Genomic DNA, 25329 nt, shown 5'->3' on the forward strand with positions numbered 1-25329 from the left:
GGCGGGATTAGCGCCCCTTTTTGCCGACCATGATGGCGATCGTCTTGCCGATGATATGCACATCCTGCACCAGCCAGCGCCAGGGGTGGAGCAGGGCGACCGAGTAGGCCAGATCGAACGCCAGCTTGCTGCGCACATCATCGAGCGACTCGTCGTAACCCTGATTGACCTGGGCCAGACCGGTAATACCGGGAGCCACTTCATAGGTGCGTTCGATAAAGTACGGCACCGCATCTTCCAGCCGGTTGGCGATCCCGGGTCGCTCCGGGCGGGGGCCGATCAGCGACATTTCCCCCTTGAGCACATTGATAAACTGCGGCAGCTCATCGAGCCGGGTTTTGCGCAGAAAGTCGCCGCTGCGGGTGATCCGGCTGTCCCCCTTGCCACACCAGACCGGCCCGGTGGCCGCCTCGGCGTCGGCGCGCATGGTGCGAAACTTGATCATGAAAAAGAGCTCGGTATGGGTGGCGTGGCTGCGCCCGATCCGCAGCTGACGAAAGAACACAGGCCCCGGGCTATCGAGCCGGATGGCCAGCATGATCAGCGGCCACAGTGGCAGCGTCAGCAGCAGGCCAAGAGTGGCACCGAGCAGATCCATGCTGCGTTTGACCACCAGGGTCAATCTTGGAATGGGGTGTGTCATACGGCTTTCTCCTGTGACATGAAACGTATGGGGGCGCGCAGGCAGTAGCGCAGGGTGCCCATGCCGTTGTACCAGTGTCCGAGTACCAGATAGTGGATCTTGCGAAACAGATTGGGCCAGGGGTGGACAGGGGTCAGCTGGATCAAGATGACCAGCAGATACCCCAGCAGTTGCAGCCCCAGCAGCAGCTGAAACAGCAGGGATTGGGTGGCCAGCGGGATGGCGCAGAGCCACAGCAGGGTCAGGCAGAGCGGCATCAACACCCGCAGCCCTTTGCCACTGGCAAAGTTGAAGGCAACCCAGCCGAACTTGGGGTGCAGCAGGGGCAGCAACCGCAACAGCTGCTGGGTGTTGCCAGCCCCGATCCGCTTGCGCCGTGTCGCCTCCAGCGCGGCATCGGAAACTTCCAGCTCCAGTGCGGCGCAGCGATTGTCATAGACAGCGCGATACCCCTTGGCGATGGCCTGCATCGGCAGGATGAAATCGTCGTTGATGGTATCGGCGGCCAGCGGGGTGAGGCACTCCCGGCGCATCATGTAAAAGGCTCCGTGGGCCCCCAGCATGCCGCCAAGGGCCGACTCGCAGAGTTTGATCTGGCTTTGATAGTGCCAGTAACTCTCCTCGCCCTGTGAGCCCGGTTGCCAGAAGCGGTATGCCTCCCCGACCACCCCTACCTTGGGATCGGCAAAATGGGCGACCGCCAGCAGCAGGCTGTCGATGGGCAGCAGGGCCGAGACATCGGTGAGGGCTACCAGATCGCTGTGCACCCGGGTCATGGCCTCGTTGAGCACGGCGACCTTGCCGCGATTGCGGGGGTGATCAAACAGCCTGATCTGCAACTGCTGCAGGGCGGGATCACCGAGCTGACTTAGCGCAATGGGGTAACTGTTGTCGCTGCAGCCGTCGAAATGCACATGTACCCACAGCTTGTCGGCGGGGTAATCGAGGCTGGCGAGGTTTTGCAGCTTGGCCGCGATGGTCGCCGCCTCGTTATAAACCGGCATCAGCAGGGTGATGGTCGGCAGCGCCTCATCGGTGGCGTCTGCTTTGAACCCTCGATCCAGGGGGCGGGGCGGATTGGCTACCTTGCGTGCCTGCCGACCACCGAATTTGAGCAGCAGGGGATAGCCGACATGGTGGTAGACCACCAGGACAGCGCACAGCCAGAACACGATCATGATCCACTCCATGGGAGGCTCCTCTGGTCATCGGGTCGCTTGATCAGCGGCTGTAAAGCTGCTGATAGGCCTGAGCCATCCGGCTCAAGCTGCTTTGCTGGCACACAAACTCTCGGGTGACGGCACGCAGGCTATGGCAGTGCAGCAACCCTTGTGCCAGAAGCTGGGCAAGGCGGCCGGGATCCCGCTCTGACAGGATATGGCCGCTGGCCTGACAGACGATCTCTCTGGCCGCACCGACATCGCTCATCACCACCGGCACCCCGCAGGCCTGTGCTTCCAGCACGCAGAGCGGCATACCTTCTGCCAGCGAGGGGAGGCAGAAGAGATCCAGCCCCTGATAGAAGCGCGGCATGTTGTCGACCAGCCCCAGAAAATGGACCCGATGGGCGATCCCCAGTTGCTGACACTGTTGTTGCAATGCATTTTGCAAACTGCCGACCCCAGCCAACGCAAGATGCACCTCCTCCGGCAGGGCGCGGATCGCCTCCAGCAGCAAGGTATGCCCCTTGACCGACTCAAGGCGGGCGGCGCAGCCAATCAATTTGACCCCTTGCGGCAGCCCCATCTCCTGACGGGCGAGGGCGGCGGCGCCCGGGGCAAAGCGCTGCTCATCGATGCCGTTGGGGATGACGGTTGGCGACAACTGGCCCAGCTTGGCCAGCAGCTGGTTGGCCACCGGCGTGGCATCGGCTACCAGAATGGGCTTGAAGGCGCGCAGCCCCAGCAGGGCCAGCGTGCGCTGATGGGGATCATCGAGATACCAGGCATCGTGCTCGGTGTGTACCAGGGTGGGCACCCGGGCCAGCCGACTGGCGAGGCCGCCATAGAGCATGGGCCCCAGATGGTGGGTATGAACCGCGCCTGGCTTGAGTTGGCGCAGCAGCCGAGTGAGCCGCCAGAGGGTCGCCAGCGACCAGCCCGCGGGCTTTTCCAGACAGTGAATGTGGTCCGCGAAGGGATGCAGGGCGGGCCATGCCCTTAGCACATCCCCTTTGCGCCCTTCGAGGGAGATGATATGCACCGGTTGCTCGGCAGGGCTCGCCTGCGTGAGGTTGAGCACCATGGTCTCCAGCCCGCCCGGCTGCAGGTGCTGCACGATTTGTACGACAGGTTGAACAACAGGTTGTAAGACAGGTTGTAAGACGGGCTGGGCGCTGGCGCTCCCGCGGGGATGGGGTCTGTGCGACGGGGTTGATGACAACATGGTTCGCGCTCCGGCAAGGGAAGGGGTGACACCCCGGATAGCGGGAGAATGCGAATCTTGTACCACTCTTGCGATCTGCCCACAGAGGCGATCAGCTCCTCTGGTGGCACTGCCTTTGCATCGTGCGGGGGGAGGGCTTTTCTCAGGGAGTGATGCCATGCCTGTCCAGTTCTATTACAACCTCTACATCATTCTCTTTGCCGCCTGGCGCCGTCGCTATCTGCTAGTGATCCCGGTACTGGTGATGCCGCTGGTGGGCGTGACGGTCGGTCTGCTCACCCCCAAGGAGTATGAGAGCCGCACCACCTTTATGGTGCCGCAAGATGCCAACCAGACCCCGACCCTCAAGGATCTGATCACTCAGGAGAGTCTCAAGGATCGCTTTGCGGTGCTCGAAGCCCTGCTGCGCAGCCGTTATGTGCTGGACGGGGTGGCGCGGGATCGCGGTCTGGTCAATGACGAGACCCCCCCAGCCCAGCGCGATGCCATCATGGATTGGCTCTCGAGTGCCGTCTCGCTGCGGCTGATCGGCGATGAGGTGATCGAGATAAAGGTCAAAGCGGATTCGGCGGCCAACAGCGCCGGTTTGCTCGAAGCCATTTCGCGGCGCTTTTTCTTCAACCTGCTCAGCAAGGGGCGCCAGTCGGCAGAATCGTCCGAACGTTTCCTGCAAAGCCAGCTCGACAGCCGCCGCAGCGAACTGCAAGCGGCCGAGCAACTGCTCGCCGATTTTAAACGGGAGCATGCCAGCGCCTTGCCCCAGCAGCAGAGTACCAACGTCGCCCGTCTTTATGGTTTGCAGGAGCGCTATGCCGAGAGCCTGATCACCCTGCAGCAGGCCAAGGCCCGGGTCGATCAGCTATCGCTGGGGCAGGAGAGCCAGCTGGCCCGCCAACTGGATGAGAAGCTGCAACTGATGCGCACCGAACTGGTGTTGCTGCGGGCCCGCTACAGCGACGAGCACAGCAAGGTGCAGAGTCTGCGCTATCAGATTGACCAGTTGCAGCAGGAGTTTGAGCAGCTCAAATCCCAGCCGGATATGGCCCGCGGGCCCGAGTGGCAGCTGGCCCAGACGCAGCTGACGGAGGCAGAGCAAAACGCCGCCGGCTTGAAGAGTCAGCTGGATGGACTGGACAAGGTGGTTGACTCCCAAGGGGATACCGAGCGCCAGCTCGCCGAGCTGGAGCGGGATCTGGCGGTCAAGCGCACCCTCTATCAGGATTTGCTGCTGCGCTATGAGAAGGCCAAGGTGACCGGCGATCTGGGCAACTTCGAGCAGGGGGAGCGGATCAAAGTGATCGACAAACCCTTTGCCCCCAGCAAGCCGAGCAACTATCCGCTCTGGCTGTTTCTGCTGGCGGGCATGGTTGGCGGGCTGGGGCTCGGCTGCGGTCTGGCGCTGGTGGCCGAACTGGCGGATACCAGCCTGCGCCGCTCCGATCAACTGGCCGCGCTGGTCAAGGCGCCGGTGCTAAGCCGCATTCCCTACTGCGAGCCGGTGCCAGATTATCCATCTTAATGAGAAAGGGGACTCACTCCTACGTAGGTGGGAGGGGAATTTCGCCGGGGCGACAGCCCCGCAGGTTTTGAATGGAGGGAACGTGGTATCAACTTGAAAACCGCGTTTCGTTGGCGACATCGTTTTCTGCGCTACGCCATGACGACCCGGGCGCGCCGATTGGCGGGGATAGTGGAGGCCGACGAAATATTTGTCCCCGAGTCATTCAAAGGGCGTCGCCATTTGGCGCGGCCTGCACGACACCATGGTGGGACAGGGCATGGTTATGTGCCCTTGGTACCGGTATTAATCGCCCTGGACCGATATGGACGGGAGAGTGATGCTGTGCTGCTGGACAAGAGTCTTTCCCAAATCGAACCGACGCTAAAACCGTTGTTAGCCCCCGGCTCTGTCCTCTGCACGGATGGCAACCTGAGCACCAGTTCGGTGGCCGAAAAAGTCCCGGCACCATTCATAAGCGCTTGATTTATTTGGACAAACCTCGTGTAGAGGATGAGGTATTTCACATCCAGACGCTGAACAACTACGTGAGCCGGTGGCGTGGGTGGATGCCAACGTTTCATGGTGTAGGAACAGAATACCTGATGAACTATCTGGCTTGGTTCCGTGTAGTCGGTAAGGAGCCAAACAACGCTCGCTCATGGTTGCTGGGTGATGTCAATCGACTCACTAACACGTAACGGGAACAGCGCCGTGGTGGCCGACCGGGTAATCAGGTAACTGAATACATAATCATCTTGCTAAGCGTTGAGATGACAACTATGCTCATTTTTAAATTAGAGGAGCTGTATTATAGTGATCATTAATTTACACGATTATTAGAACATGCAGGGGAAATGAAAATGACACAGATGCTTAATTCTAATTTCCCCTTAATAGTTCCAATCCAAGTTTTAGGTCTGGCTGCTATCTATTTTGTGCTGGGGCTAGCAGGAGTAGAACTTGCTCCACCTCAAAATTATTCAACAGCAATATTCCCTGCATCTGGTATCGCAGTTAGTGCAATCCTATATGGCGGGATTAGATTATTACCAGGAGTATGGTTAGGCTCATTTCTTCTCAATCTATGGATAGTTGGAAGCACAGAAGCCTTAGAGTTGCAGCATGTTTTTATGGCGCTGTTAATTGGAATCGGGGCAAGTATTCAGGCGCTAGTAGCCTTTTACCTCTTAAAAAGTTTCCAAACAAACTCGAAGACGCTCGCTACGCTGCAAAAAATTGTTCTGTTTTTAATTATATTGGCACCTTTAGCTAACTTAATCTCATCCACTTGGGGCTGCATAACGTTATATGTATTTGACATTATTTCTGCCGAACATTTTGCATCAAACTGGTTAACATGGTGGATTGGTGATTCCATTGGTGTACTATTATTTTATCCTATCACACTTACCCTGCTATTTCGTGAGCAGCCATTTGCTAGAAGTATCATGCGGACTGTAATGCTTCCTACGTTGATCACATTGTTAATGGTTTTTATTGTTTTTATCTATGTCGCAAAAATTGAAAGTCGTCAACTAAAAATTCAGATGCAAAACACTGGTCTTGAAATAGAACATAACATTAAAAGCAAACTAAATGTTTTTACAGAGACTTTATTTTCCCTTAGTAGCTTGATGCAAATATACCCTGAGCTCAGCCACACTAAATTTCAAAGCTATACTCGCAACTTGCTCTCCCTTAATCCTGACTTATATGGGATTAGTTGGAACAGGTATCTTTCTGCTCCTGAAAGAGCAAACTTTGAAAATCAGTTAGCAAAACATTTAAACATTCCTACATTTCAAATTACCGAAAAGGATGTACAAGGCAACCTCATTCGCGCTAAAAACCGCGATCACTATACACCAGTAACGTACATATCACCCTTCGATTCCAATAAACAAGCATTAGGTTTCGACATTGCTTCAGACTCAGTTCGGCTCAAAGCCATAACGCAAGTGCTGCATACGGGGCAGTTAGCAATAACATCACCCATTAAACTCGTCCAAGAAACAGGAGATAGTGCTTCGATACTAATCATAGCCCCTGTAACTACGATTAAAGATAATATCCAGAGTGAGGTCATATCCGGTTTTACAGTGGCCGTAGTCCGCATAGAAAGCATGATGAAATCTTTGCTTTCACAAGGTTTGATGAAAAATGTAGAAATACAAATTAAAGACAAATATGCCCCCATTACTGAAGTGACATTATTTAGATCACATTTAAACACGACTTCAAGATACCTAAAATACCTATGGCAAAGCGATATTAATGTTGGAGGTCGAACGTGGCAACTAACCATTATCCCAACTACACATTATATTGATGGCCATGTAACGAGTTTTGCTTGGAAAATGTTGCTTATTGGATTGGTTTTTAGCGGTTTGTTGCAAGTATTATTACTAGCGATTACTAGTCAGCATTATTTTGCCAAAACTGCATTACAACAAAGTGAATCTAACATACGCTCTATTTTAGACAATTCACCATTTTTAATTTGGCATAAAGATACTAAAGGCCAATATCTTAACATAAACAAAAAATATGCGGATCTAATCGGGTTGAGTGATTCAAACCAAATAATTGGAAAAACCGATTACGATATTTGGCCCAAAGAGTTAGCAGAGCATTATTTAGTCGATGATGAAGAAGTGCTTTCATTTCAAAAAACTAAACATATACAGCAAGAGTCTGTAATAGTGGGTGGTCAGGTGCGATATAATGAAACATTCAAAAGCCCACTATTTGACTCGTTAGGTCAACTGATAGGAACGATTGGTTTTTCCCATGATATTAGTGAAAGGATAGAAACCTACAAACAGTTAGCAGAAAGCGAATTACGTTTCAGAGAGTTATTTCAACAAACACCAATTGCCTACCAATCTTTAGATGCTGATGGGCGATTTATTGATGTAAATGAACAATTTTGTAACATGATCGGCTTTTCTCGAGAAGAAATTTTAGGAACAACTTTTGGCGAAATTTGGATAGATGAAATTCAGGATCAATTTCCATGCAAATTTAAAGAATTTAAAAAAACAGGCAATGCTAACACTCAGTTAAAATTAGAAGGCAGAGATGGTCGGATAATTGATGTGATATTACATGGTCGAGTTCAAAGGGATGGGAAAGGAAATTTTGTAAGGACGCATTGTGTTCTTTTCGACATTACCGAGCATGAAAAATTAGCAGAAGAAATCCGCATAGCGGCCATTGCATTTGAGTCTCAAGAGGGCATGTTTGTAACAGATTCCCAAGGCCTTATCCTTCGTGCCAATAAGTCATTTTCTGCCATCACTGGCTACGACATGATTGACGTGATTGGCAAAAACCCTCGCATGTTTAGTTCCGGAAGACACGATGCTAAATTTTATTCGACTATGTGGAAAAGCATTAACAAAAATGGCATATGGCAAGGTGAAATATGGAATAAGCGTAAAAATGGTCAAATTTATCCACAGAAATTAACTATCACCGCCGTAATGAATACTCAGCATCAGATTACTAATTATGTTGCAACTTTTACTGACATCACCAGCCAGAAAACTGCCGAAGAAGAGATCCACTTATTGGCATTTTATGATCCATTAACAAAATTGCCCAACCGACGCTTATTTATGGACCGTTTATCACAGGCATTGGCTTCGTGCGCAAGGACTAAAAAAATAGGTGCATTGATGTACTTAGATATTGATAATTTTAAAATCCTCAATGACACTCTTGGGCATGAACATGGCGATTTTTTATTACAGATGGTTGCAAGTCGCCTACAAGAAACAGTCCGTGAACATGATACTGTCGCTCGCCTTGGTGGTGATGAATTTGTTGTTTTGCTGGAATATTTAGATAAAAACATTGATAAAGCCACAGAAGATACAATAAATGTGGCAAATGAAATATTATCGAGCCTTAATCAGGTCTATCAGCTTGCAACAAATGAATACCATGGTACCTGCAGTATTGGTGTCATAATCTTCAATGAAGATGATGTTTCACCTGAAAAACTAATCAAACATGCCGATATTGCCATGTATCAGGCTAAACATGATGGTCGCAATGCGATATGTATTTTCAATCCTAAAATGCAAGAGCAGATCAATGCGCGTTCAACACTTGAGGCTGACATTCGTAAAGCCATTTCAGATCAACAGTTCCAGCTTTACTATCAGGTTCAAGTAGATAAATCTAATCGACCTTTTGGGGCCGAAGCCCTGATACGCTGGCATCACCCAGAGCACGGCTTTGTGTCGCCCATTGAATTTATTCCTGTTGCTGAAGAAACAGGACTCATTATACCTATTGGTGAATGGGTACTTAACTCTGCGTGCGCTCAACTAAAATTGTGGCAACAACAAGAACATATGAGTGATCTTATATTGTCGATTAATGTAAGTGCAAAACAGTTCCACAGCGCCAACTTTGCCAAACAAGTTCAGTCTACCATTGAGCAGTATGATATTGTTCCACAAAGGTTAAAAATCGAACTCACTGAAAGTATGTTAGTCAATAACCTTGATGTAACGATTAATACTATGCTCTCACTGAAAACGATTGGTGTAAAATTCTCGCTCGATGACTTTGGAACAGGATATTCATCATTGCAATATCTAAAACGTTTGCCCCTTGATCAGCTCAAGATAGACCAATCGTTTGTTCGTGAACTTGTCGTTGACGATAATGATCGCGCTATTGTACGAACCATCATTGCAATGGCTAACAGTTTGAACTTAGATATCATTGCTGAAGGCGTTGAAACTGAAGAACAACGCGATATATTGCTAGCGGAAGGCTGTTCTCATTTTCAGGGATACTTGTTTAGTAAACCTATTCCAATTGATGAATTTGAAGATATTGTCAACTCATGTACAGGTAAACAAAAGTTAGTGACGATTGCTAATCATGGGTAATCAGGTTATAAAAACACGCTACGTTTAAGCAAATCTCAAAATAGGTGCAGATATGATTAAACCAGAATTTCCGGACAATGAAGCAGAGAGACTTCATGCCTTAAGAACGCTCAAAATTCTCGATACGTCACATGAAGAACGATTTGATCGTGTCACTCGAATGGCCAAGCGTCTATTTGGGGTAGACATTTCACTGGTTAGCCTTGTTGATGATGATAGGCAGTGGTTTAAATCAAAACAAGGTTTAGATGCAACTGAAACACCGCGTGATATATCATTTTGTGGTCATGCTATTAATCAGGATGGCTTATTCATTATTCCCAATGCGATTGAGGATGTGCGGTTTTCTGATAATCCTCTAGTTACCGATGCGCCCAATATCCGTTTTTATGCGGGTTACCCTTTAAAGTTGAGGCAAGGTATAAATCTAGGAACATTATGTTTAATTGACTCGAAGCCGAAGTATCTGGATGAAGAGGATAAGCAGCTATTAAACGATTTGGGTGCCATGATTGAGCAAGAAATTAGGACAATTCAATTAGCAACATTGGATGAATTAACCATGATCTCGAATCGGAGAGGATTCCTGACATTGGCTTTACATATCCAAAAAATCTGCCGCCGCAACAAATTGTCGATGTCAGTTATTTTATTTGATCTTAATAAATTTAAACAGATTAATGATAATTTCGGTCACCACGAGGGTGATTTTGCATTAAAGCAGTTTGCAGAAGTGATGCGCAACGTGTTCCGTGAGAGCGATGTTATAGGCAGACTCGGTGGGGATGAGTTTGTTGTTATGCTGACAGATACCAGTGATGAAAAAGTTACGATCATTCTGGAGCGCTTTAGAACAGCAATAGACTTAATGAACAAGGGCATTAATAAACCTTACCTTATAGAATACAGTGCCGGTGTAGCGAACTTCTCTTTTGATACAGAGCAATCGTTAGAAACAATGGTTGCGTTGGCTGATGCCGCAATGTACGAGAAAAAGAAAGACAGGGCGAATCAATAAAAATAGCCATATGCTACGAACTTGTAGCGATCTTAGTCGCCGCCACCCCAATCAGGTGCGGAATATCGAGCAACAGGAACAGCACAAAAACCGGAGCAATCGTGCTCCGGTTTTATTTGGTGGTGGGATAGGGTAAAAACCATAATGAAATTAGCCAAAAATGCCAATAAATTGTATTTACGTCTGATAATCGGTACTGTATCCAGGATCAACCAAATGTCTTGCTTAGCTCTTTTAGATCACTTGTCTGTCTGAGTAAATGTTCGCTGGTGTTGCTTACCTGGCTTATTTTTGTACTATTCTCATTAGAAAATGATGAAATAGAATTTATATTCCTGCTTATTTCCTCTATAACAACTTGTTGTTGCGCTGCAGCAGACGCTATTTGATGTGAAAGATCTGACACCTTATCAATTTCGATCACTACATTATTTAAATTGTCTGAGCTTTGACCGGTGCTTACAAGGCATTCATTCGTTTTATTGACATTCAATTTCATCATTTCCTTCCACTGTCCAAGCGTATGTTGAATATGTCCAATACTACTCTGAATTTGCTCAGTGGCTTTGTGTGTTCGAGTTGATAAGTTGCGAACTTCATCGGCAACAACTGCAAAACCACGACCTTGTTCTCCAGCTCTGGCTGCTTCAATAGCTGCATTTAGCGCCAATAGATTGGTTTGATCTGCTATGCCTTGGATCTCAGACATGATAGAGCCAATTCGATCTGACTCACTTGATAGGGCTAAAGCTGATTCAAAAGCATTATTTGCTTGAACAGCCAAAGCGGAAATATCTGAGCCTACCGATTGTAGTTGTTTATTTGTCATAATGCAGTGACTTCGAGCACTTTCTATCTGACTGTTACTATCCTGAATATTTCTACTTATTTCTTCTGCTGCAGAAGCCATTTGTGTTACCGCGGTAGCTACTTGTTGGATCTGTAAATCCTGGGCAGTTATATCATTACTTGCTGATGAAGCAGAGTCACGAAGTTCATTCGCCATGCTTTTCAATGAAAATGTTGCATCGTCCACGCGCCCTAACACTGTACGTATTCTGGCCTGCCAAAGCTTTATATGGAAGTCTGCGATGCTGTGAGGGGAATTACCAGAAAAGATAAGACGACTAATACTGTCGTAATCGTTTCTCAAATCTTTTAAAAAACTGGGAGTTAAAAATAGTTGATGGCGATTTAAGAAAATCGCCATTATCAACGGTATTAGTATAAAAAGTGACTGTGCCACTGGTAACAAAAAAGCTATGCTAGCTATGCTAGCCAGCAATAGCAGGGGGCTTAAATAATTTAACTGATGCCAACCTGAACTCATAATTGATTTCGATTTTTTTTCGTTGGAAATCAATTCTCTATATATTGTTTCTGCGCGTATTTTATATTCAGGGTCTGGTCTGCAACGAACAGATTGATAGCCAGATACTTTTCCATCTTTGTAAATTGGAGTGACATATGCGTCTACCCAATAGTAGCCACCATCTTTACAACGGTTTTTTACTATACCTCGCCAAGCTTTACCCGATTTTAGATTTTTCCATAAGTCAGCAAAAGCAGCTTTAGGCATATCGGGGTGTCGCACCATATTATGATGTTGGCCAATCATTTCATCTAAGCTGTAACCAGATACTTTGCAAAAATCTGGGTTAGCATATGTAATGTCACCTTGTAAATCAGTGGTAGATACAAGTTGTATATTTTCAGCTACTTCTACTTCATGATTTGTAATGGTTTGCATTCTGTGGTTCATGTGATCACCCCGTTTAGATATATGCTTTTGTCGTGACGTGAACTGGTTTTTATTCAATGATGTTTTATTATCATAGAGCATTGCTGCTGCAAAACTATATTTTCACGAGCCTATTTAGGCTAATGCTTATTTTTGTCTACACTGTTATAGACAAAAGCAGAATATATATCTTGATACTGTAGATAGATGGTGTTAAACGCAGACCGACTCTCAATGGCGGCTGCTACACAGTCAGGATCAAAATGACGACCTGCATTCTCCACCAGATAAGCAAATGCCTCATCAAATGACCAAGCTCGTTTGTAAGAACGCTCGCTACTTAAGGCATCAAATACATCGGCTACGGCAACGATGCGCGCTTCAAGCGGAATAGCATCTCCCGCCAATCCCTCTGGATATCCCGTACCATCAAAACACTCATGATGGTAGGCAACAATGTTCTTGAGCATGTCAGTATGATAAATCCCATCTAGATTAAACTCTCTGAGCATTTTCGAGATCATGGCCTCCCCTTTTATGGTATGGGTCTTCATTACATCGAACTCTTCAGTGGTCAACTTACCAGGTTTCCGTAGGATGGCATCGGGTATCGCAATCTTGCCAATATCATGTAGGCTGGAGAATCGGTAGATAAATTCAATATCCTCATCGGTCAGACTATGAGTTGAGGCCATAGCTTTAGCTATAGTGCGAGAATACGATGACATTCTGAGTAGATGGTTGGTGGTCTCTTCATCTCGATAACGGCTGAACTCCAATGCCGTAGCTAAGGCACTTCCGAGCATCTTGATGGTCATAAACTCCATCGCGATGATCCTTGACAGGATCTGGGAATAAGACGACAGTTCGCTCTGAACATACTCGTCAAAATAGTACGATTCTAAAGCATCACAGAATAGAAAGCCGATGAGTTGATTGTTGAACCACAATGGTGAGGTATAACTGGAGGCATAGCCTGCCAAGCGCAATTTGCGATAGTTCTCAGAGTCAGGGTGCTGAGAAATTTTTAGATTGTCGATCACTCTGGGTTGCTTGTGCTCAGCGATATACCGCAATGAGGTAATATCGCTTAACTTAGCCTTGTCTTGCAAAAACCGAGAGTGGCCTTCTGCCGTGCTGGTAGCGGATGTCTTGAGCATATCGGTGCTTTGATCATAAATCGCGACATATACCTGCCCTAACTTGTTTAAGTGGATCTTCAAATGAGTATGCATACTTTCTAGTCTGTCGTCAAATGAGCCATCCATAGGTGTCCCATCCTCACATGAAAATCAGATGTAATAATGAATAGAAGATAAATTTGTTAATTGAAAGAGTGAGACCGATTTATTTCATGGCGCTCGACCCGAGCTGCGGGTGGCAGAGCGCAAAGAGCAGTTCGGGGGAGCTGGTTGGTCAGGGAGCCATGGCTCCCTCATCGCGACACATGGGGTGATAAACTAGCCGATGGCGGGGGGTTGTTGCCAGTTTGCTAGTTGCGGGCGGCCTTGAGTTCGGCGTTGATAGCGCCAGGCCAGCAGTAGCGGCATACCGAGCAGCAGCTGGGCGGCCAGCGGGATCTCCTCGATGGGGGCGGCCAGTGCACCTTCCGGAATAATGCCCCCCTCAATTTCGGCAGCCAGTTTGAGCTCCAGCGCATTGCCAAAGTCGGCGAAGGTGGTGGCATTGATCACAAACGCATCCTGACCGCCCGCCACGTTCTCCACATACCACTCTTGCAACACCCCATCGGCATAGTCCTGACCTATGGTGATGCCGTTGATGGTATCGATGCCGGAGGCGAGCAGTTGATCCCGCACGGTGGCGCTATCCAGCCCTGCGTTCTGGATCCCGTCACCCGACACATCCATCACCTGGCGAGCGGCGGTGAAGTTGTTGGTATCAAACTGCTGGGCACCAAAGGCCATGGCCGAACCGGGGGCCGTCATCCCCGCATAGGGGCGGACCAGGGCATCCAGGGTGGCGGCGAAGTTGTTGATGGAGGTCATGTCGTAGAGGTGGAACCAGTCAGTCATCACGCTCTGCTGGGTCGAGCCGCTCCACATCACCATCTGCACGGCGATGGATCCCAGCTTGCCGTCGCTGGTATCGAGGATGGCGCTTTGTACCTCCTGACTGTAAAAGGCGTCCACATAGCCCTGTAACTGCAAATTGAATTCCGATGAACTGACGCTGCCCGACACATCCATCAGCAGTTGCAGTTCGGTATCGACTTCGGTCAAGGCGTATGCGGGGGAGGTGACCAACAACATCCCCAGCAGCCCTGCCAACGGTTTGAGTTTCATTGCTCACTCCTTCTCCCTGGCGCTAGTGCCAGCAGGGGGGAATGAATAAAGCGTGCCAGCTTTGTTGCATCCTTTGACTTGGCTTGATCCGGGTGAGGCTGGGCAGGCATGGAACTTGCGACAGGGGTCAAAAGCGCTGATAACCGGCAGGAGTTACGATGGCGATCCGTCCCTGGCAGTGGGCACCCAACTGGCTGCTACTTGGTTTGGCCAATCAGTGGGTCATGGTGTGGCTCAATATGGGCCACTTCAACCTGCTGGTGGTGTTGCTGATTGCTATCTGGTGGCAAATTGCATCGCGGGTTGCACCGAGCTGGCGTCCGCATCCACTGGTGCTCGCCCTCTTTATCCTGCTGATCCTGATCCCCAGCGCCAGTTGCAAGGCGCTGGCCTGTCTGCTGTTGGTGGCCTCGCTGTGGCGCCGTCATCAGAGTGGCGATGAGCGGGCGGTGTTGCAGATTGTGCTCGCCTTTACCGTGGCGGTGTTGTGGGGGCAGCAGGTGTTTGCCCTGCTCTCCGGCCCTGTGCTGGCGCTCGATGCCTGGGGGGTGGGCCAGTGGTTGCAGCTGCTGGGCTGGGAGACTCGCCTTGATGGCAATCGCATCGAGCGGCTGGGGGGTCATGCCCTGATCGTGCTCAAGGGGTGCTCCTCGTTTTCTCAACTCTATCTGGTGGTGCTCTCCTGGCTGGTCTCCTGCTGCTGGCTGGCGCCGGAGCGCCCACTCTACCGGCAGTGGCCCATGTTGCTGCTGGTTTGCCTGCTCTATATCGGGGCCAATCAGCTGCGGTTGGTGCTGATGAGCCTGGATCTGCGCTGGTATGGCTGGCTGCATACCGGCTCGCTGGCCCAGCTCTACCAGTGGGCCATCATGTTGCTGGTGATGACCATCCTGTTTCTAAGGGGGCGCCGTGATGCGTCTGTCTAAGGGATATCTGCGGTTGGTGGCGTTATCAGAGCCGGGTGGTCAATATTATGCTGCTGGTGATGACCATCCTGTTTCTAAGGGGGCGCCATGATGCGTCTGTCTAAGGGATATCTGCGGTTGGTGGCGTTATCAGAGCCGGGTGGTCAATATGATGTTGCTGGTGATGACCATCCTCTTTATCCGAGGGCGCCGTGATGCATCTATCTAGGGGATATCTGCTGCTGTTGCTGGTGGCGCTGCTCAGTGCTGCCGCCATGGGCTGGCGTTATCAGAACCGGGCGATCAATGAGGGGGCCAAACCCATGCTAATGGAGCTGGTCCAGTTGGGATGGCGCTTGCGGGTGGCTACGCCGGTATTGGGCGGCACCTATGTCAGCTATCAGCTGGCCCATCCCCGCTGTGACGGCCTGCTGCAGGCTATGCTGGTGGCGCCGGATCGGGAGGCGATGTCAGTGACGCTGGCGAGTGAAGGGATGAGTCAGGGGGTGATGTTTTTAGGCGAGTTGCACCAGAGCCCGCCGCTGCTCTCGTACCGTCTTACCCAGGGTTGGCGCAAATTATGGGGGCTGACCCCTTATCCCCTCTATCGGGTGGCCTTGCCGACCACCTGCCTCGGCCTTATTGTGCCGCCGCTGGGGTGACCGACCCCGATTCACCGTTTGGCAGAATGCGGATCAGCAAGGTATTGGGGGCCAGCATGGGGTCATAGCGGGGCTCCAGTTCAATGGCGCGAGAGCCCAGCAAGCGGGTGAGGGCGGTCAGCCGCACGCTCGCCATCCGCGCACTCTCCAGCATGTCAGTTTGCAGCCCTGGGCCGCTTATCAGTGCAATCCGGGCCGGATCCTTGCGTCCCAAAAACTGATGCAGCTGCTGCTCCTGATCCGCTGGTAGTTGTGTCTCCGCTTGCTGGTACTGCAGTTGCAGCTGGGGCTGTTCGGCCAGTTGCTGTTCCCGCAACTGGTTGAGGATCGGCAGGGTCTCATTGACCGGCTCCTGACGGGCGCAACCGGTGAGGAGCAGCAGCGGCAGCATCAGAGGCAACAGGCGGCACAGGGCGCTGTCTTTGGCTGTGGAGCGGGGAGTCTGGTTGGCCATACGCAGTCACTTCAGGAGGATGAGTTGGCACCAGTTTGCAATGTTTTCAAGCCCTTGGCCAGTTGTTCAATCTCGCGGCGCCACTGGATCCAGGCGGCAGAGGGCAGTTGCTCTGCCACCTGCCAGCGGGTCGGCAGCTGTTCGTGCAGGCGCTCCAGCAGCAGGGCGGCTTCCACCTGATAACGGGCCTCCTGCTCCAGCCAGGCGAGCCAGCGCAGATCCTCAATGGCTTGCTGCAACAGCAGCAGATCGTGGGAGAGGCGGTGCGCCTCGCAGGCTTGCGGGCCGAGCAGCATAAAGTCGCTCTCCCGCCCGTCGGTGGGGTCATAAGGCAGGGCGGTGGGCATGCGGCCATGCCACTGCAAATAGCCCTCGGCGCCGCTTTGCCACAGATAGAACCCGGCGGCTCTCGGGGTGCCCAGATTGTAAAACCAGGGGGTGACCTTGTGCTGGCGCACCCGCACCAGCGCCACGTCGGCCTTGTCGGCGCCAAAACCTGCGTTGATCAGGGCAATCTCCACCTCTGCCAGCAGACCAACCTGACCCGGATGATTGAAGTGACCTGCGCGGATCACCGCCGGATCACGCCGTTTCATCTCCCGCGCCAGGGTGGTGATGGTGGGCAGGGTAGCGAGATCGGGCTCATCAAACAGGCTCCATGCCAGCGGGGGCAAGCCGCTGGCGGTCAGCGCCTGTTGCCGCGCCTGCCATTGATCAAGCTGGCTGGCAGGGTCGCCCCCCCAGCGTTTGAGCGGGGTATAGGCCAGCAGGGGGGGCACAAAACCGAGCCCCACCGCCTCTCCCATGACCTCCCGCATCCCCGCCTCATCTTGTGGCAGGGCGGGCGAGAGGCCGCTGATCCCGAGTTTGGCGAGCCGCTCCAGATCGCAGCGACTGGCCGCGGCGATCTGCTCTTTTAGCGCCTCGGGGTTGGGGCTCAGCCAGTTGAGATAGGGGGGCGCTTCGACATAGATGCCGACCGGCTTGCTGGCCGCGGGCAGGGTCAGCGGCAGCACCTCGATAGTCAGCGGCAACTGCACCAATTGCTGTTGGCTCAGCAGCTGAATATTGCCGAGATAGCGTCCCGCCGGGGCGTCTCTGGGGACGGTCATTTGCAGCACCAGACGCCGAGGTACGTTTGCCAGCAGGGTGAGCCCGGCGATCCCCTCGACCAGTTCCTGATCCGAGGGAGCCAGCAGGGTGCCGCTCGCCTGCGGGCGAACCAGATGCCACTGACCGTAATAGGGGGTCAGCGCCAGCGGCGAGCCTGCGCGCTCGGGGGGCTGGATCACCAGCAAGGGGGCCGGATCGTCGGTGGCGGCGTGGATGGCAAACTCCAGCAACAGCTGGCTGCCCCGGGCCGCCAGCACAGATTGTGAAGCCTGCTTCAACGCATCGGCCGCAGATAGCGGGGCGATCTGCAGGGTGGGGGCGGCATCCGTAATCGGCGTGAGGCTCAGTTGCTGCGAAGCTGGGGCTGGGGAATAGGGGGCCAGAGTCCACTTTTCCAAAAACAGCTGGCGCTGCTTGGTCAGCACGCTTGCGGTAGCGTCGGCCAATACGGCGAGATCTTTTCCACTATTCGGGAGAGCCTCTTTGCTGGTGGGGGCCGGATAGGGGGCAAGCAGCAGCCCTGCCAGGTATTTGGCATCCGGTGAGTGGCCCACCAATGTGATAGTGAGCGGGCCGCCCGGGTGGTTCAGAGTGACATAAACGGGGCCGCCCTGTCGTGCCCCGAACAACTGCCAGGGATCCGGGTTTGGCAGTGCCTCGCGAGATTGTCCCGCCAGATAGCGCTGCGTTAGCCACTCCTGCGGTTGCCACTGCTCGGCCCAGATGGGCTCGCCATTGACCAGCACGCTGCGCTCGAAGGGGTGGGGCAGGTACTCCCACTCGCCGGGATCATCCAGCCAGAGGGTGAGCTGGTAGCGCCCCTTGGCGACCTCCAGCCGTACGCCATCCAGATTGCGCAGCCCATCGCGCACAAGGGCATCGCCGGAGGGGCGCAAGATGGGGGTGGGATGGCCAATCAGCCGGGGATCCCCCGGGCTCAGGGCTTCAAAGCCGGTAAAGCGGGGCGCGGCCGCCGCCCCCAGATCCAGTGCAATAGTGCCCGCTGGCAAGGTCAAACCGGGCTCCCAGTACCAGCGGTGAATGGTCATTGAGGGGGCGTTATCGGCCATAAAGAGATAGAGCTTGGTGAGCTTGTCCAGCGCCAGCGCTCTGGGCTGGCTGGTGCGCCACTCACTCAAGGCAAAGCGCTGGGTGAAGGGGCCGGGGGCGACAATCCGCTCCAGATTGGCCCGGCTGCGGTAGTTGACCGAGGCCTCATCGTCGATACGCAGGATCAGGGTTTGCGGGCGGGCGCTGGGGTTATGGCCCTCGATCACCAGTTCATCATCGCTGCCTATTGGCCAGTTGTGGGTGCTCAGATCGAGCCGCTGGGGTGTCTGGTTACTTGTCAGGGGCAGTGGGGTCTGCCCCTCCAGCCGGGTAGTGGCCATCGCTGCATTGGCGCAGAGCAGGATAACCAGCCAGAGCCCTCTGCTCATCCGGGCAGCCCCTTCAACCAGTTGTTCAGCTCGGCAGCCTTGTGATCCCAGCTTTGCAGGGCCACCTGCTGCTGGCGCGTGTGGCGCCCTTCGCTGCGGGTGAGCCCCTCCCAGTCACTCTCCTGAAACCAGCCCGGATTGGGTTGATCAAAGGCGGCCCGATTGATGGCCTGGGCCAGGCTCTCCCCGCTGCGGGGGAGCTGGATCTGATCCCGATAGCCATCGAGGGCCGGAAAATCGGTGCTGACGATGGGTCGCCCTGCGGCCAGATATTCGCGCAATTTGAGCGGATTGCAGGCGCGGATCTGGGCGTTGTCGACAAAGGGCAGCAGGCTCACCTGCCAGTGCTGGGCGTAGGCCGCCAGCGTGTGATGGGGGCGCGGACCCAGCAGATGGATATTGGGGATCCCCTTGAGGGGGGCGATATCGGTCTGGACCGGGCCAATCAGTACCAGATCCCAGTGGGGCAGGGCGGCGGCCGTCTCTGCCAGCAGGGGGATATCAATCCAGTTGCTCAGGCTGCCGTAAAATCCGGCGATAGGGCGGCCGGAGGGGAGATCCGCCGGGCGTTCTCTGGGGGGCATAAACAGCTCGAGATCCACGCCGTGGCTGAGCAGCCGGGTTTTATGAGGGGGAAAGCGGCTGGCCAGCGCGGGGCTGGCGGCCAGAATGAGATCCGCTTTCTCCACCAGTCGAGCCTCGCAACGGGCGATGGCCTGATGATCCACCCCTGCCAGCGCCGAGAAGTCATCGCCGCAGTAGTAGATCACCGCCCGCTCATCCAGCTTGCCGATGAGATCAACGGCACTGGGCAGGGAGATCCAGAGCAAGGGGCGATCCAGCTCGGGCAACTGGCGCCGGATCTGCGCCGCCAGCCAGTGGCCATTGAGCTTGCCCGCCAGCCGACTGCCGGGCAGCGGCAAGGCGAGCGGCGGTAGTACCCGGGGGCCGTTGGCCGCGCACTCTTGGTTTGGCTCGCCTGACGGGCGGCCGCCGCGCAGCACGGCCCCCAGTTTACGGCCGATGCGGGTGATGTCATTAAGGGTAAAACGGGGGCAGCGCATGCCGATGGAGTTGACCCAGAGTACCTGATAGTCGGGCAACAGACGCTTGATCAGATGCTGGGTGCTGGAGGGGTGCTGGCCCCAATCCTCGCCCAGTACCACCAGTTGCGGCAGTGAGTGTGGTTTCATGGCTGTGCCTCCGACATGTGCGCGGCAAGCGCGGGGTCGCTGTGATCCTGTGGTTGCAATGGGCGCAGTACGGTGGCCGGTACCCCGGCTGCCAGCACGCCAGCGGGCAGATCCCGGGTGACGACGCTGCCGGCGGCGACAATGGTGCCGGCGCCTATGGTGACACCGGCCATCACCATCACCCCGGTGCCGAGCCAGACATCCTGTTCCAGCACAATGGCCCCCACCTGCTCGTCAAGATCCGGCAGGCCCCGGGCGCGATCGCGGGCATTGACGGGGTGCCCCGGGTAGCCCGCCAGAAAGGCGCGCCCTGCAATTCTGACGTTATCCCCCAGCACTATCTTGCTGCCTACCGCCAGAGTGGTCTGCCAGCCAATCCCGACATTGCGACCAATCACCAGCCTTGGCGTCTGGCTCGATGCCCGGCCGCTGATGGTCATGGCGGCGCTGAGGCGGCAGTCGGCACCGATGTCGATGGTGACCGGGCCGCTGATATAGGGGATGCCGCCATAGAGATAGAGGCGCGGGGCGGGGGCCGTCAGACGAGATTGAAACAAGGGGGTCCACCAGAGGGTGCGGGTCAGGGTCGCCAGCGCGTTGCTGCCCAGCAGATAGAGCCGATAAAGCAGCCGATGCAGGGGAGGGATCACGGGGAATGACCAGTGGCGGGCACTTTTGGCCAGTCGCCACACCCGGCGAGCCAGTGGTGTCTCCCCCTGTTTTGCCCAGCTTTTCATCCGGTGCAGGTTGATGGTGTTCATGGTCTCCTCTCCCTCTGGTGCAGTCCGTTGCTCGCTATGCAGAAAGCAGGGATCGGGCCAACAGGACGACCCCAGCGGGATCAGGCCAAATGGGGCTAACAGGGGGAATCAAATTGCGCCGCTCGGTGCAATTTGCAGCCAACGTTGTGCAAAACGCAAATGCCAGTCTCATTCTGGGCTTGTTCCGGTCTTGCCCATATGGCCAAGCCACGCAGAGAGGCTATCGCTTCAGGGCGGGAGTGAGTGGCGTGGGCTTTGCATTAGCGTTATCTGACCCGAAGCGGGATGCTTCGGGTGGCTGGGAGGCCCTATGAAACTTGGTGTGAACCAGATTGCCATGCTCTATTACGCCGTCGGCTTGCTGTTGATGAAGGGGATCTCCCTGCTGATGCTGCCGGTGCTGACCCATCAGCTGCTACCTCGGGAATATGGTCAGCTGGAGGTGCTGCTGACCCTCATCAATCTGGGCTCCCTTATTCTCGGCTTCGGGCTGGTGGATGCCCTCTACCGCTTTGCCGGACTGGCGAAAGATGAGCAGGAGCGCCAGCAGGTGGTGGCCCGCATGTTTGGGCTGGTCTGGTTGATCGCCCTGGCCAGTCTGGTACTGCTCTGGGGGCTAGCCCCCGTGGTGCAAGCCTGGCTGCCGGTGGAAACCCGTCTTGCGGATGTGCGCTGGGTGCTCTGCGCCCTGCCGTTTGAAGGGGTGATCGGCGTGCCGCTGGCGTGGCTGCGGATGCGCAATCAGGCTCGGCTCTTTTTCGTGGCGACCGCAGGCAAGGCGGTGATCCAGTCCCTGCTGACCGGCTGGTGGCTCTGGCTCGGCTGGGGAGTGAGCGGGGTGCTGGCTTCCGGCACCCTGACCTGCATCGCACTGGCGCTGTTGCTCAGTCTCTGGCAGTGGCGAGATAGCGGGATCCGCTTTGACTGGCAACACTATCGGCCGCTGCTGCGCTATGGGCTGCCATTGGTGGTGAGCGGGCTGGCGGGCTTTGCCCTGAGCGGGCTGGATCGCTGGTTGCTGGCCGATGTGGTGGGGGAGGCGCTGCTCGCCTACTACGCCGTAGCTGGCAAGCTGGCGCTGGCGGTGGGGCTGCTGCTGCAACCCTTTGCTCTTTGGTGGTATCCCCGCCGTTTCATGCTGCTGCGCGAGCCGGATGGACTGCGGCTCAATGCCCACTACAGCGTGATGGGGTCGGTGCTGGGGTTTGTCACCGCGGGCATTGTCGGGCTTACCGCCCCCTTGCTTATTCGCTGGCTGACGCCGGAGAGCTATCACGGGGCGATCACCTATATTCCGCTGCTGGTGCTGGGCATGGCGGTGCGCAATGTTTCGGACTTGCTCAACGTCGGCTGCTTTAGCGGCGAGAAGAGCCATGCCCAGATGGTGATCAATCTGGGCTGCAGCGCCCTTGGGGTCGCAGGCTTTCTGCTCGCCATCCCGCCCTTCGGGGTCGCCGGGGTGATCTGGACCCTGCTGCTGGTCTATCTGGTACGGGCGATCGCCTTTTATCTGGTGAGCCAACGGTTGCTGCCGCTGCCGTATCGCCTCTCGCCCCTCTGGGCCAGTTCCCTCGGGGCACTGGCGATGGTCTGGCTCGGCCAATGGTGGGCAGGATCATGGCTCGTCTGATCCCGGCCCTTTGGGCAAGCGCCATCTGTCTGGTGCTGGCCCTGCTCTGGTGGCGGCTGCCCCATCCCTTACTGCTGCCGGTGGTTGGCCTTGCCATTCCTGCCATCTGGTTTGCCCTGCGCTGGCCCTTCTTGATGGTGCTGGGGTTTGTCACCTTCTCCTTCTTTCGGCTGCATGAGGTGTTCCCCCAGCTCTACCCTCTCAAGATCCCGCTGCTCTTCTCGCTGGCCGCCATCGGCGCGCTGGTCTGGCACATTTTGCTGACTGGCCGGATCAAACCTTACTGGAGCCAGCCCCTGAGCTGGTTGACGGCCTTCTTTGTGATGGTCTCCATCGGTGTGCTGTTTGCCAGCAACCGGGGCGAGGCGATCGCCACCTGGACTGGCAGCTACAGCAAGATCTATCTGATGACCCTGGCCACCGCTTGGCTGGTGCGCACCCCGGGGGATTTCGCCCTGGCGGTGCGCACCTTCGTGGTGGCGGGCTGTCTGGTGGCGCTGGTGGCCCTCTACAACAAGGCGAGCGGAATTGGGCTGGTGGAGGGCACCCGGGTGACCATAGGGCGTGAGCTGGGCTCGGTGCTGGGGGACCCCAACGATCTGGCGCTGGTGCTGCTCTTTCCAGCTGGCTTTTCGCTAAGCTTGCTGCTCAATCAGGGCAATGGTGTGGGAGGCCGCTTGCTGGGCGGGCTCGGCTTTGCACTGACCGCCGCCGCCATTATTGCCACCCAGAGCCGGGGCGGGTTGCTTGGGATCTGTGCGGTCAGCGGCCTGTTTGCCTGGCAGCGGGTGCAGTCCAAAGCCTTGCTGATAATGGTGGGGACACTGGCCCTGGGCGTCTTGTTTGTGGCCGCCGGGATCAGTGACCGGGCCTCTGGCGGTGCGGCCGAGAGCGGGGTCGATGCCTCGGCCATGGGGCGGATCTACGCCTGGCAAGCGGCCTGGGGCATGGCGTTGGGCCATCCGCTGGTGGGGGTGGGCTTGTCCAATTTCTATTACAACTACTTCTTCTACAGCCCCCATTGGGATGGCCTCAATCACGCGGTGCATTCAACCTGGTTCGGGGTGTTGGCTGAAACCGGATTCGTCGGTCTGGCGCTGTTTATCGGCATGGTCACGGTGACCCTGCGCAGTGGCTGGCGTTGCCAGCTAACTGGCATGCCTCCTGCAGTGATCACGGCGATGCAGGGGGTGATGGCCAGCATGGTGGGGTTTGTGATTTCGGGATCCTTCCTGACCCAGGGGTTTACCTGGCCCATCTATCTGGAACTGGCGCTGGCCGTCGCCGCCATCAAGTATGTACAACAGGCTGGTGCCCAGTTGGCGCCCGCCGCTGATGACCACCCGGCGGCAACCCGGTTGCCGGCAGTGCCACCAAAGGGAGCAAGAGGATGAACGCAACCCCTGTTTTGCTGGTTCACTACGGTGAAGACTGGATCCGCGGCAGCGAACGCTGCCTGCTGGATCTGCTGGCCCACCTCGATCGCAGCCGGTTTACGCCGCTGCTCTGGTGCAATAGCCCGACGCTGGCAGCAGAGGCGGCCACCCTCGGGGTAGAAACCATGGTCGAGCCGTTCAGCTTGCTGCTGGGATGGCAGGCACCCCGTTTTGATCTTGCGGCCCATCGGCGCCTCTCCCGTCGAGCCAGAGAGCTCATCACCGAACGGCAGATTGGGCTGGTGCACGCCAATAGCGCGGCCCCTTGTCAGTGGCTGGCGGGGGTCTGTCGGGCGTTGCAGGTACCGCTGGTGTGCCACCTCCATGCCCGTTACCAGCCCAGAGACAGATTCAGCCTGCGGGTTCATCAGGCCAACGTGCTGATTGGGGTGAGCGAGCCGGTGTTGACCGGTTGGCGCCAGGATGGCGGCGCGGCCGATCGGTTGATCCGGGTACCCAACGGGGTGGATGCCGCTCGCCTCAATTCCGGTGCTCACTGGCCGGTCGTCGGCATGCTGGGCTTGCCACCGGGGGATATGATCATCGCCACCGTCGGCTCATTGATCAAACGCAAGGGGATTGATCTATTGATCCGCTCGCTGGCTGCCCTGATGGCATCGGGGGAGGAGGCTCAGTTGCTGATCATTGGCAGCGGCCCGGAGCGGGAGGCACTGATGGCATTGGCTGTCGAGCTCGGGGTGGCCGAGCGGGTCCACTTTTTGGGCGAGCGGCCAGATAGCGCGGCTATCTTGCGGGGCGGGGTGGATCTGCTGGTCTCCGGAGCCCGTGAGGAGGTGTTTGGTCTGACGTTGGCGGAGGCGGGCATGTTGGGGCTCCCGGTCAGTGCCTATCGGGTGGGCGGTATCCCCGAAGTGGTGGAGGAGGGGGTGACCGGCTTGCTGGCAGCCCCGGGGGATTGGGCCGAGATGGCTGATCACTGGCGGCAATTGAGCAATCCGCAGCGCCGATGTGCGATGGGGCGGGCAGCTCAGTTGCGTGCCGCACAGTTGTTCACGGTGGCGCGCTACGTTGACGGGGTCACGGCGGTGTGGGACGCCGCGCGGGCTGGTCGTTGGCACGCCACGGCCCCCACTCCCTACCTCACACTCATTCATTGGGCGGGACAGCGACTCCTTGCCAGAGGGCGCAATAGGCTGGCGAGTGGGCTGATGAAAATGGTGCAAAAAGTGCAAGCGGGGTTGGGTCGCCGCAAGGTGCCAGAGTAAGGGAGC

At 55.2% G+C, this 25329-nt stretch carries 19 protein-coding genes; 9 read left to right on the forward strand and 10 right to left on the reverse strand.

Translation table 11 applies throughout. The features are described 5' to 3' along the window. Window positions 1-7 precede the first annotated feature (7 nt). From BN1125_RS03900 to BN1125_RS03910, 3 genes are read right to left on the reverse strand one after another with little or no spacing between them, the layout of a single operon-like run. Window positions 8-643 (reverse strand): sugar transferase, encoded by a 636-nt coding sequence (locus BN1125_RS03900; protein ID WP_005333398.1) that lies wholly within the window; start codon window positions 641-643, stop codon window positions 8-10. Continuing rightward, a complete protein-coding gene (locus BN1125_RS03905; protein ID WP_042010803.1) occupies window positions 640-1833 on the reverse strand; it encodes a glycosyltransferase family 2 protein in 1194 nt (397 codons plus the stop codon). The genes BN1125_RS03900 and BN1125_RS03905 overlap by 4 nt, the downstream gene beginning before the upstream one ends. A 31-nt stretch (window positions 1834-1864) precedes the next feature. Next, window positions 1865-2920: a glycosyltransferase gene (locus BN1125_RS03910; protein WP_042010804.1), complete on the reverse strand. Its 1056-nt coding sequence runs from the start codon at window positions 2918-2920 to the stop codon at window positions 1865-1867. A gap of 265 nt (window positions 2921-3185) precedes the next feature. Here BN1125_RS03910 and BN1125_RS03915 point away from each other — a divergent pair, with 265 nt between their 5' ends. From BN1125_RS03915 to BN1125_RS03925, 4 genes are all read left to right on the forward strand, one after another. Next, complete coding sequence (locus BN1125_RS03915) at window positions 3186-4547, forward strand: GumC family protein (RefSeq protein WP_042010805.1); 1362 nt, start codon at window positions 3186-3188, stop codon at window positions 4545-4547. Window positions 4548-4574: 27 nt separating this feature from the next. After that, window positions 4575-5012, forward strand: a complete 438-nt coding sequence (locus BN1125_RS19830; protein WP_156993066.1) for an IS1595 family transposase — start codon at window positions 4575-4577, stop codon at window positions 5010-5012. Between the two features lie 377 nt (window positions 5013-5389). Next, the gene (locus BN1125_RS18090; protein WP_167562304.1) at window positions 5390-9439 is read left to right on the forward strand and encodes an EAL domain-containing protein; all 4050 of its coding nucleotides are present in this window, start codon (window positions 5390-5392) and stop codon (window positions 9437-9439) included. 52 nt (window positions 9440-9491) lie between these two features. Further along, complete coding sequence (locus BN1125_RS03925) at window positions 9492-10457, forward strand: sensor domain-containing diguanylate cyclase (protein ID WP_042010806.1); 966 nt, start codon at window positions 9492-9494, stop codon at window positions 10455-10457. A 208-nt stretch (window positions 10458-10665) separates the two neighbouring features. Here BN1125_RS03925 and BN1125_RS18355 read toward each other — a convergent pair whose 3' ends face one another. The 3 genes from BN1125_RS18355 to BN1125_RS03935 all read right to left on the reverse strand — a co-directional run bounded on the left by BN1125_RS18355 (window position 10666) and on the right by BN1125_RS03935 (window position 14504). After that, window positions 10666-12219 carry a methyl-accepting chemotaxis protein gene (locus BN1125_RS18355; protein WP_084202245.1) on the reverse strand — a complete coding sequence of 518 codons (1554 nt, stop codon included), beginning with the start codon at window positions 12217-12219 and terminating at the stop codon, window positions 10666-10668. A gap of 119 nt (window positions 12220-12338) precedes the next feature. Further along, on the reverse strand, window positions 12339-13466 hold the full coding sequence (locus BN1125_RS03930; RefSeq protein WP_042010807.1) for an HD domain-containing phosphohydrolase: 1128 nt from the start codon (window positions 13464-13466) through the stop codon (window positions 12339-12341). Between the two features lie 192 nt (window positions 13467-13658). Continuing rightward, window positions 13659-14504, reverse strand: coding sequence for a DUF1194 domain-containing protein (locus BN1125_RS03935; RefSeq protein WP_042010808.1), 846 nt, complete (start codon window positions 14502-14504; stop codon window positions 13659-13661). 158 nt (window positions 14505-14662) lie between these two features. Between BN1125_RS03935 and BN1125_RS03940 the strand changes: the two genes are divergently transcribed. After that, window positions 14663-15430, forward strand: a complete 768-nt coding sequence (locus tag BN1125_RS03940) for a hypothetical protein (protein WP_042010809.1) — start codon at window positions 14663-14665, stop codon at window positions 15428-15430. A gap of 194 nt (window positions 15431-15624) precedes the next feature. Then, entirely contained in the window at window positions 15625-16071 is a 447-nt protein-coding gene (locus BN1125_RS03945; protein ID WP_042010811.1) for a hypothetical protein, read from the forward strand. Here the strand turns inward: BN1125_RS03945 and BN1125_RS03950 are convergent. Genes BN1125_RS03950 through BN1125_RS03965 form a run of 4 tightly spaced genes read right to left on the reverse strand, consistent with a single transcriptional unit; the run spans window position 16049 to window position 21031 of the window. After that, complete coding sequence (locus BN1125_RS03950; RefSeq protein ID WP_042010812.1) at window positions 16049-16525, reverse strand: hypothetical protein; 477 nt, start codon at window positions 16523-16525, stop codon at window positions 16049-16051. The two genes, BN1125_RS03945 and BN1125_RS03950, sit on opposite strands and share 23 nt — an antisense overlap. Window positions 16526-16536: 11 nt before the next feature. After that, on the reverse strand, window positions 16537-19077 hold the full coding sequence (locus BN1125_RS03955) for a hypothetical protein (RefSeq protein WP_042010813.1): 2541 nt from the start codon (window positions 19075-19077) through the stop codon (window positions 16537-16539). Then, window positions 19074-20270 (reverse strand): glycosyltransferase, encoded by a 1197-nt coding sequence (locus BN1125_RS03960; protein WP_042010814.1) that lies wholly within the window; start codon window positions 20268-20270, stop codon window positions 19074-19076. Before BN1125_RS03960 ends, BN1125_RS03955 begins: the two co-directional genes overlap by 4 nt. Then, a complete protein-coding gene (locus BN1125_RS03965) occupies window positions 20267-21031 on the reverse strand; it encodes an acyltransferase (protein WP_042010815.1) in 765 nt (254 codons plus the stop codon). Before BN1125_RS03965 ends, BN1125_RS03960 begins: the two co-directional genes overlap by 4 nt. A gap of 310 nt (window positions 21032-21341) precedes the next feature. On the opposite strand from BN1125_RS03965, the gene BN1125_RS03970 reads away from it, so the two are divergent. The 3 genes from BN1125_RS03970 to BN1125_RS03980 are packed head-to-tail and all read left to right on the forward strand — an operon-like array spanning window position 21342 to window position 25323. Continuing rightward, window positions 21342-22661, forward strand: a complete 1320-nt coding sequence (locus tag BN1125_RS03970) for a lipopolysaccharide biosynthesis protein (protein ID WP_042010816.1) — start codon at window positions 21342-21344, stop codon at window positions 22659-22661. After that, window positions 22649-24055 carry an O-antigen ligase family protein gene (locus tag BN1125_RS03975; protein ID WP_084202246.1) on the forward strand — a complete coding sequence of 469 codons (1407 nt, stop codon included), beginning with the start codon at window positions 22649-22651 and terminating at the stop codon, window positions 24053-24055. Before BN1125_RS03970 ends, BN1125_RS03975 begins: the two co-directional genes overlap by 13 nt. Further along, window positions 24052-25323: a glycosyltransferase family 4 protein gene (locus BN1125_RS03980; RefSeq protein WP_042010818.1), complete on the forward strand. Its 1272-nt coding sequence runs from the start codon at window positions 24052-24054 to the stop codon at window positions 25321-25323. The genes BN1125_RS03975 and BN1125_RS03980 overlap by 4 nt, the downstream gene beginning before the upstream one ends. Window positions 25324-25329: the final 6 nt, after the last annotated feature.

Origin of the sequence: Aeromonas fluvialis, assembly GCF_000819885.1 — a bacterium.
GTDB classification, from domain to species: domain Bacteria; phylum Pseudomonadota; class Gammaproteobacteria; order Enterobacterales; family Aeromonadaceae; genus Aeromonas; species Aeromonas fluvialis.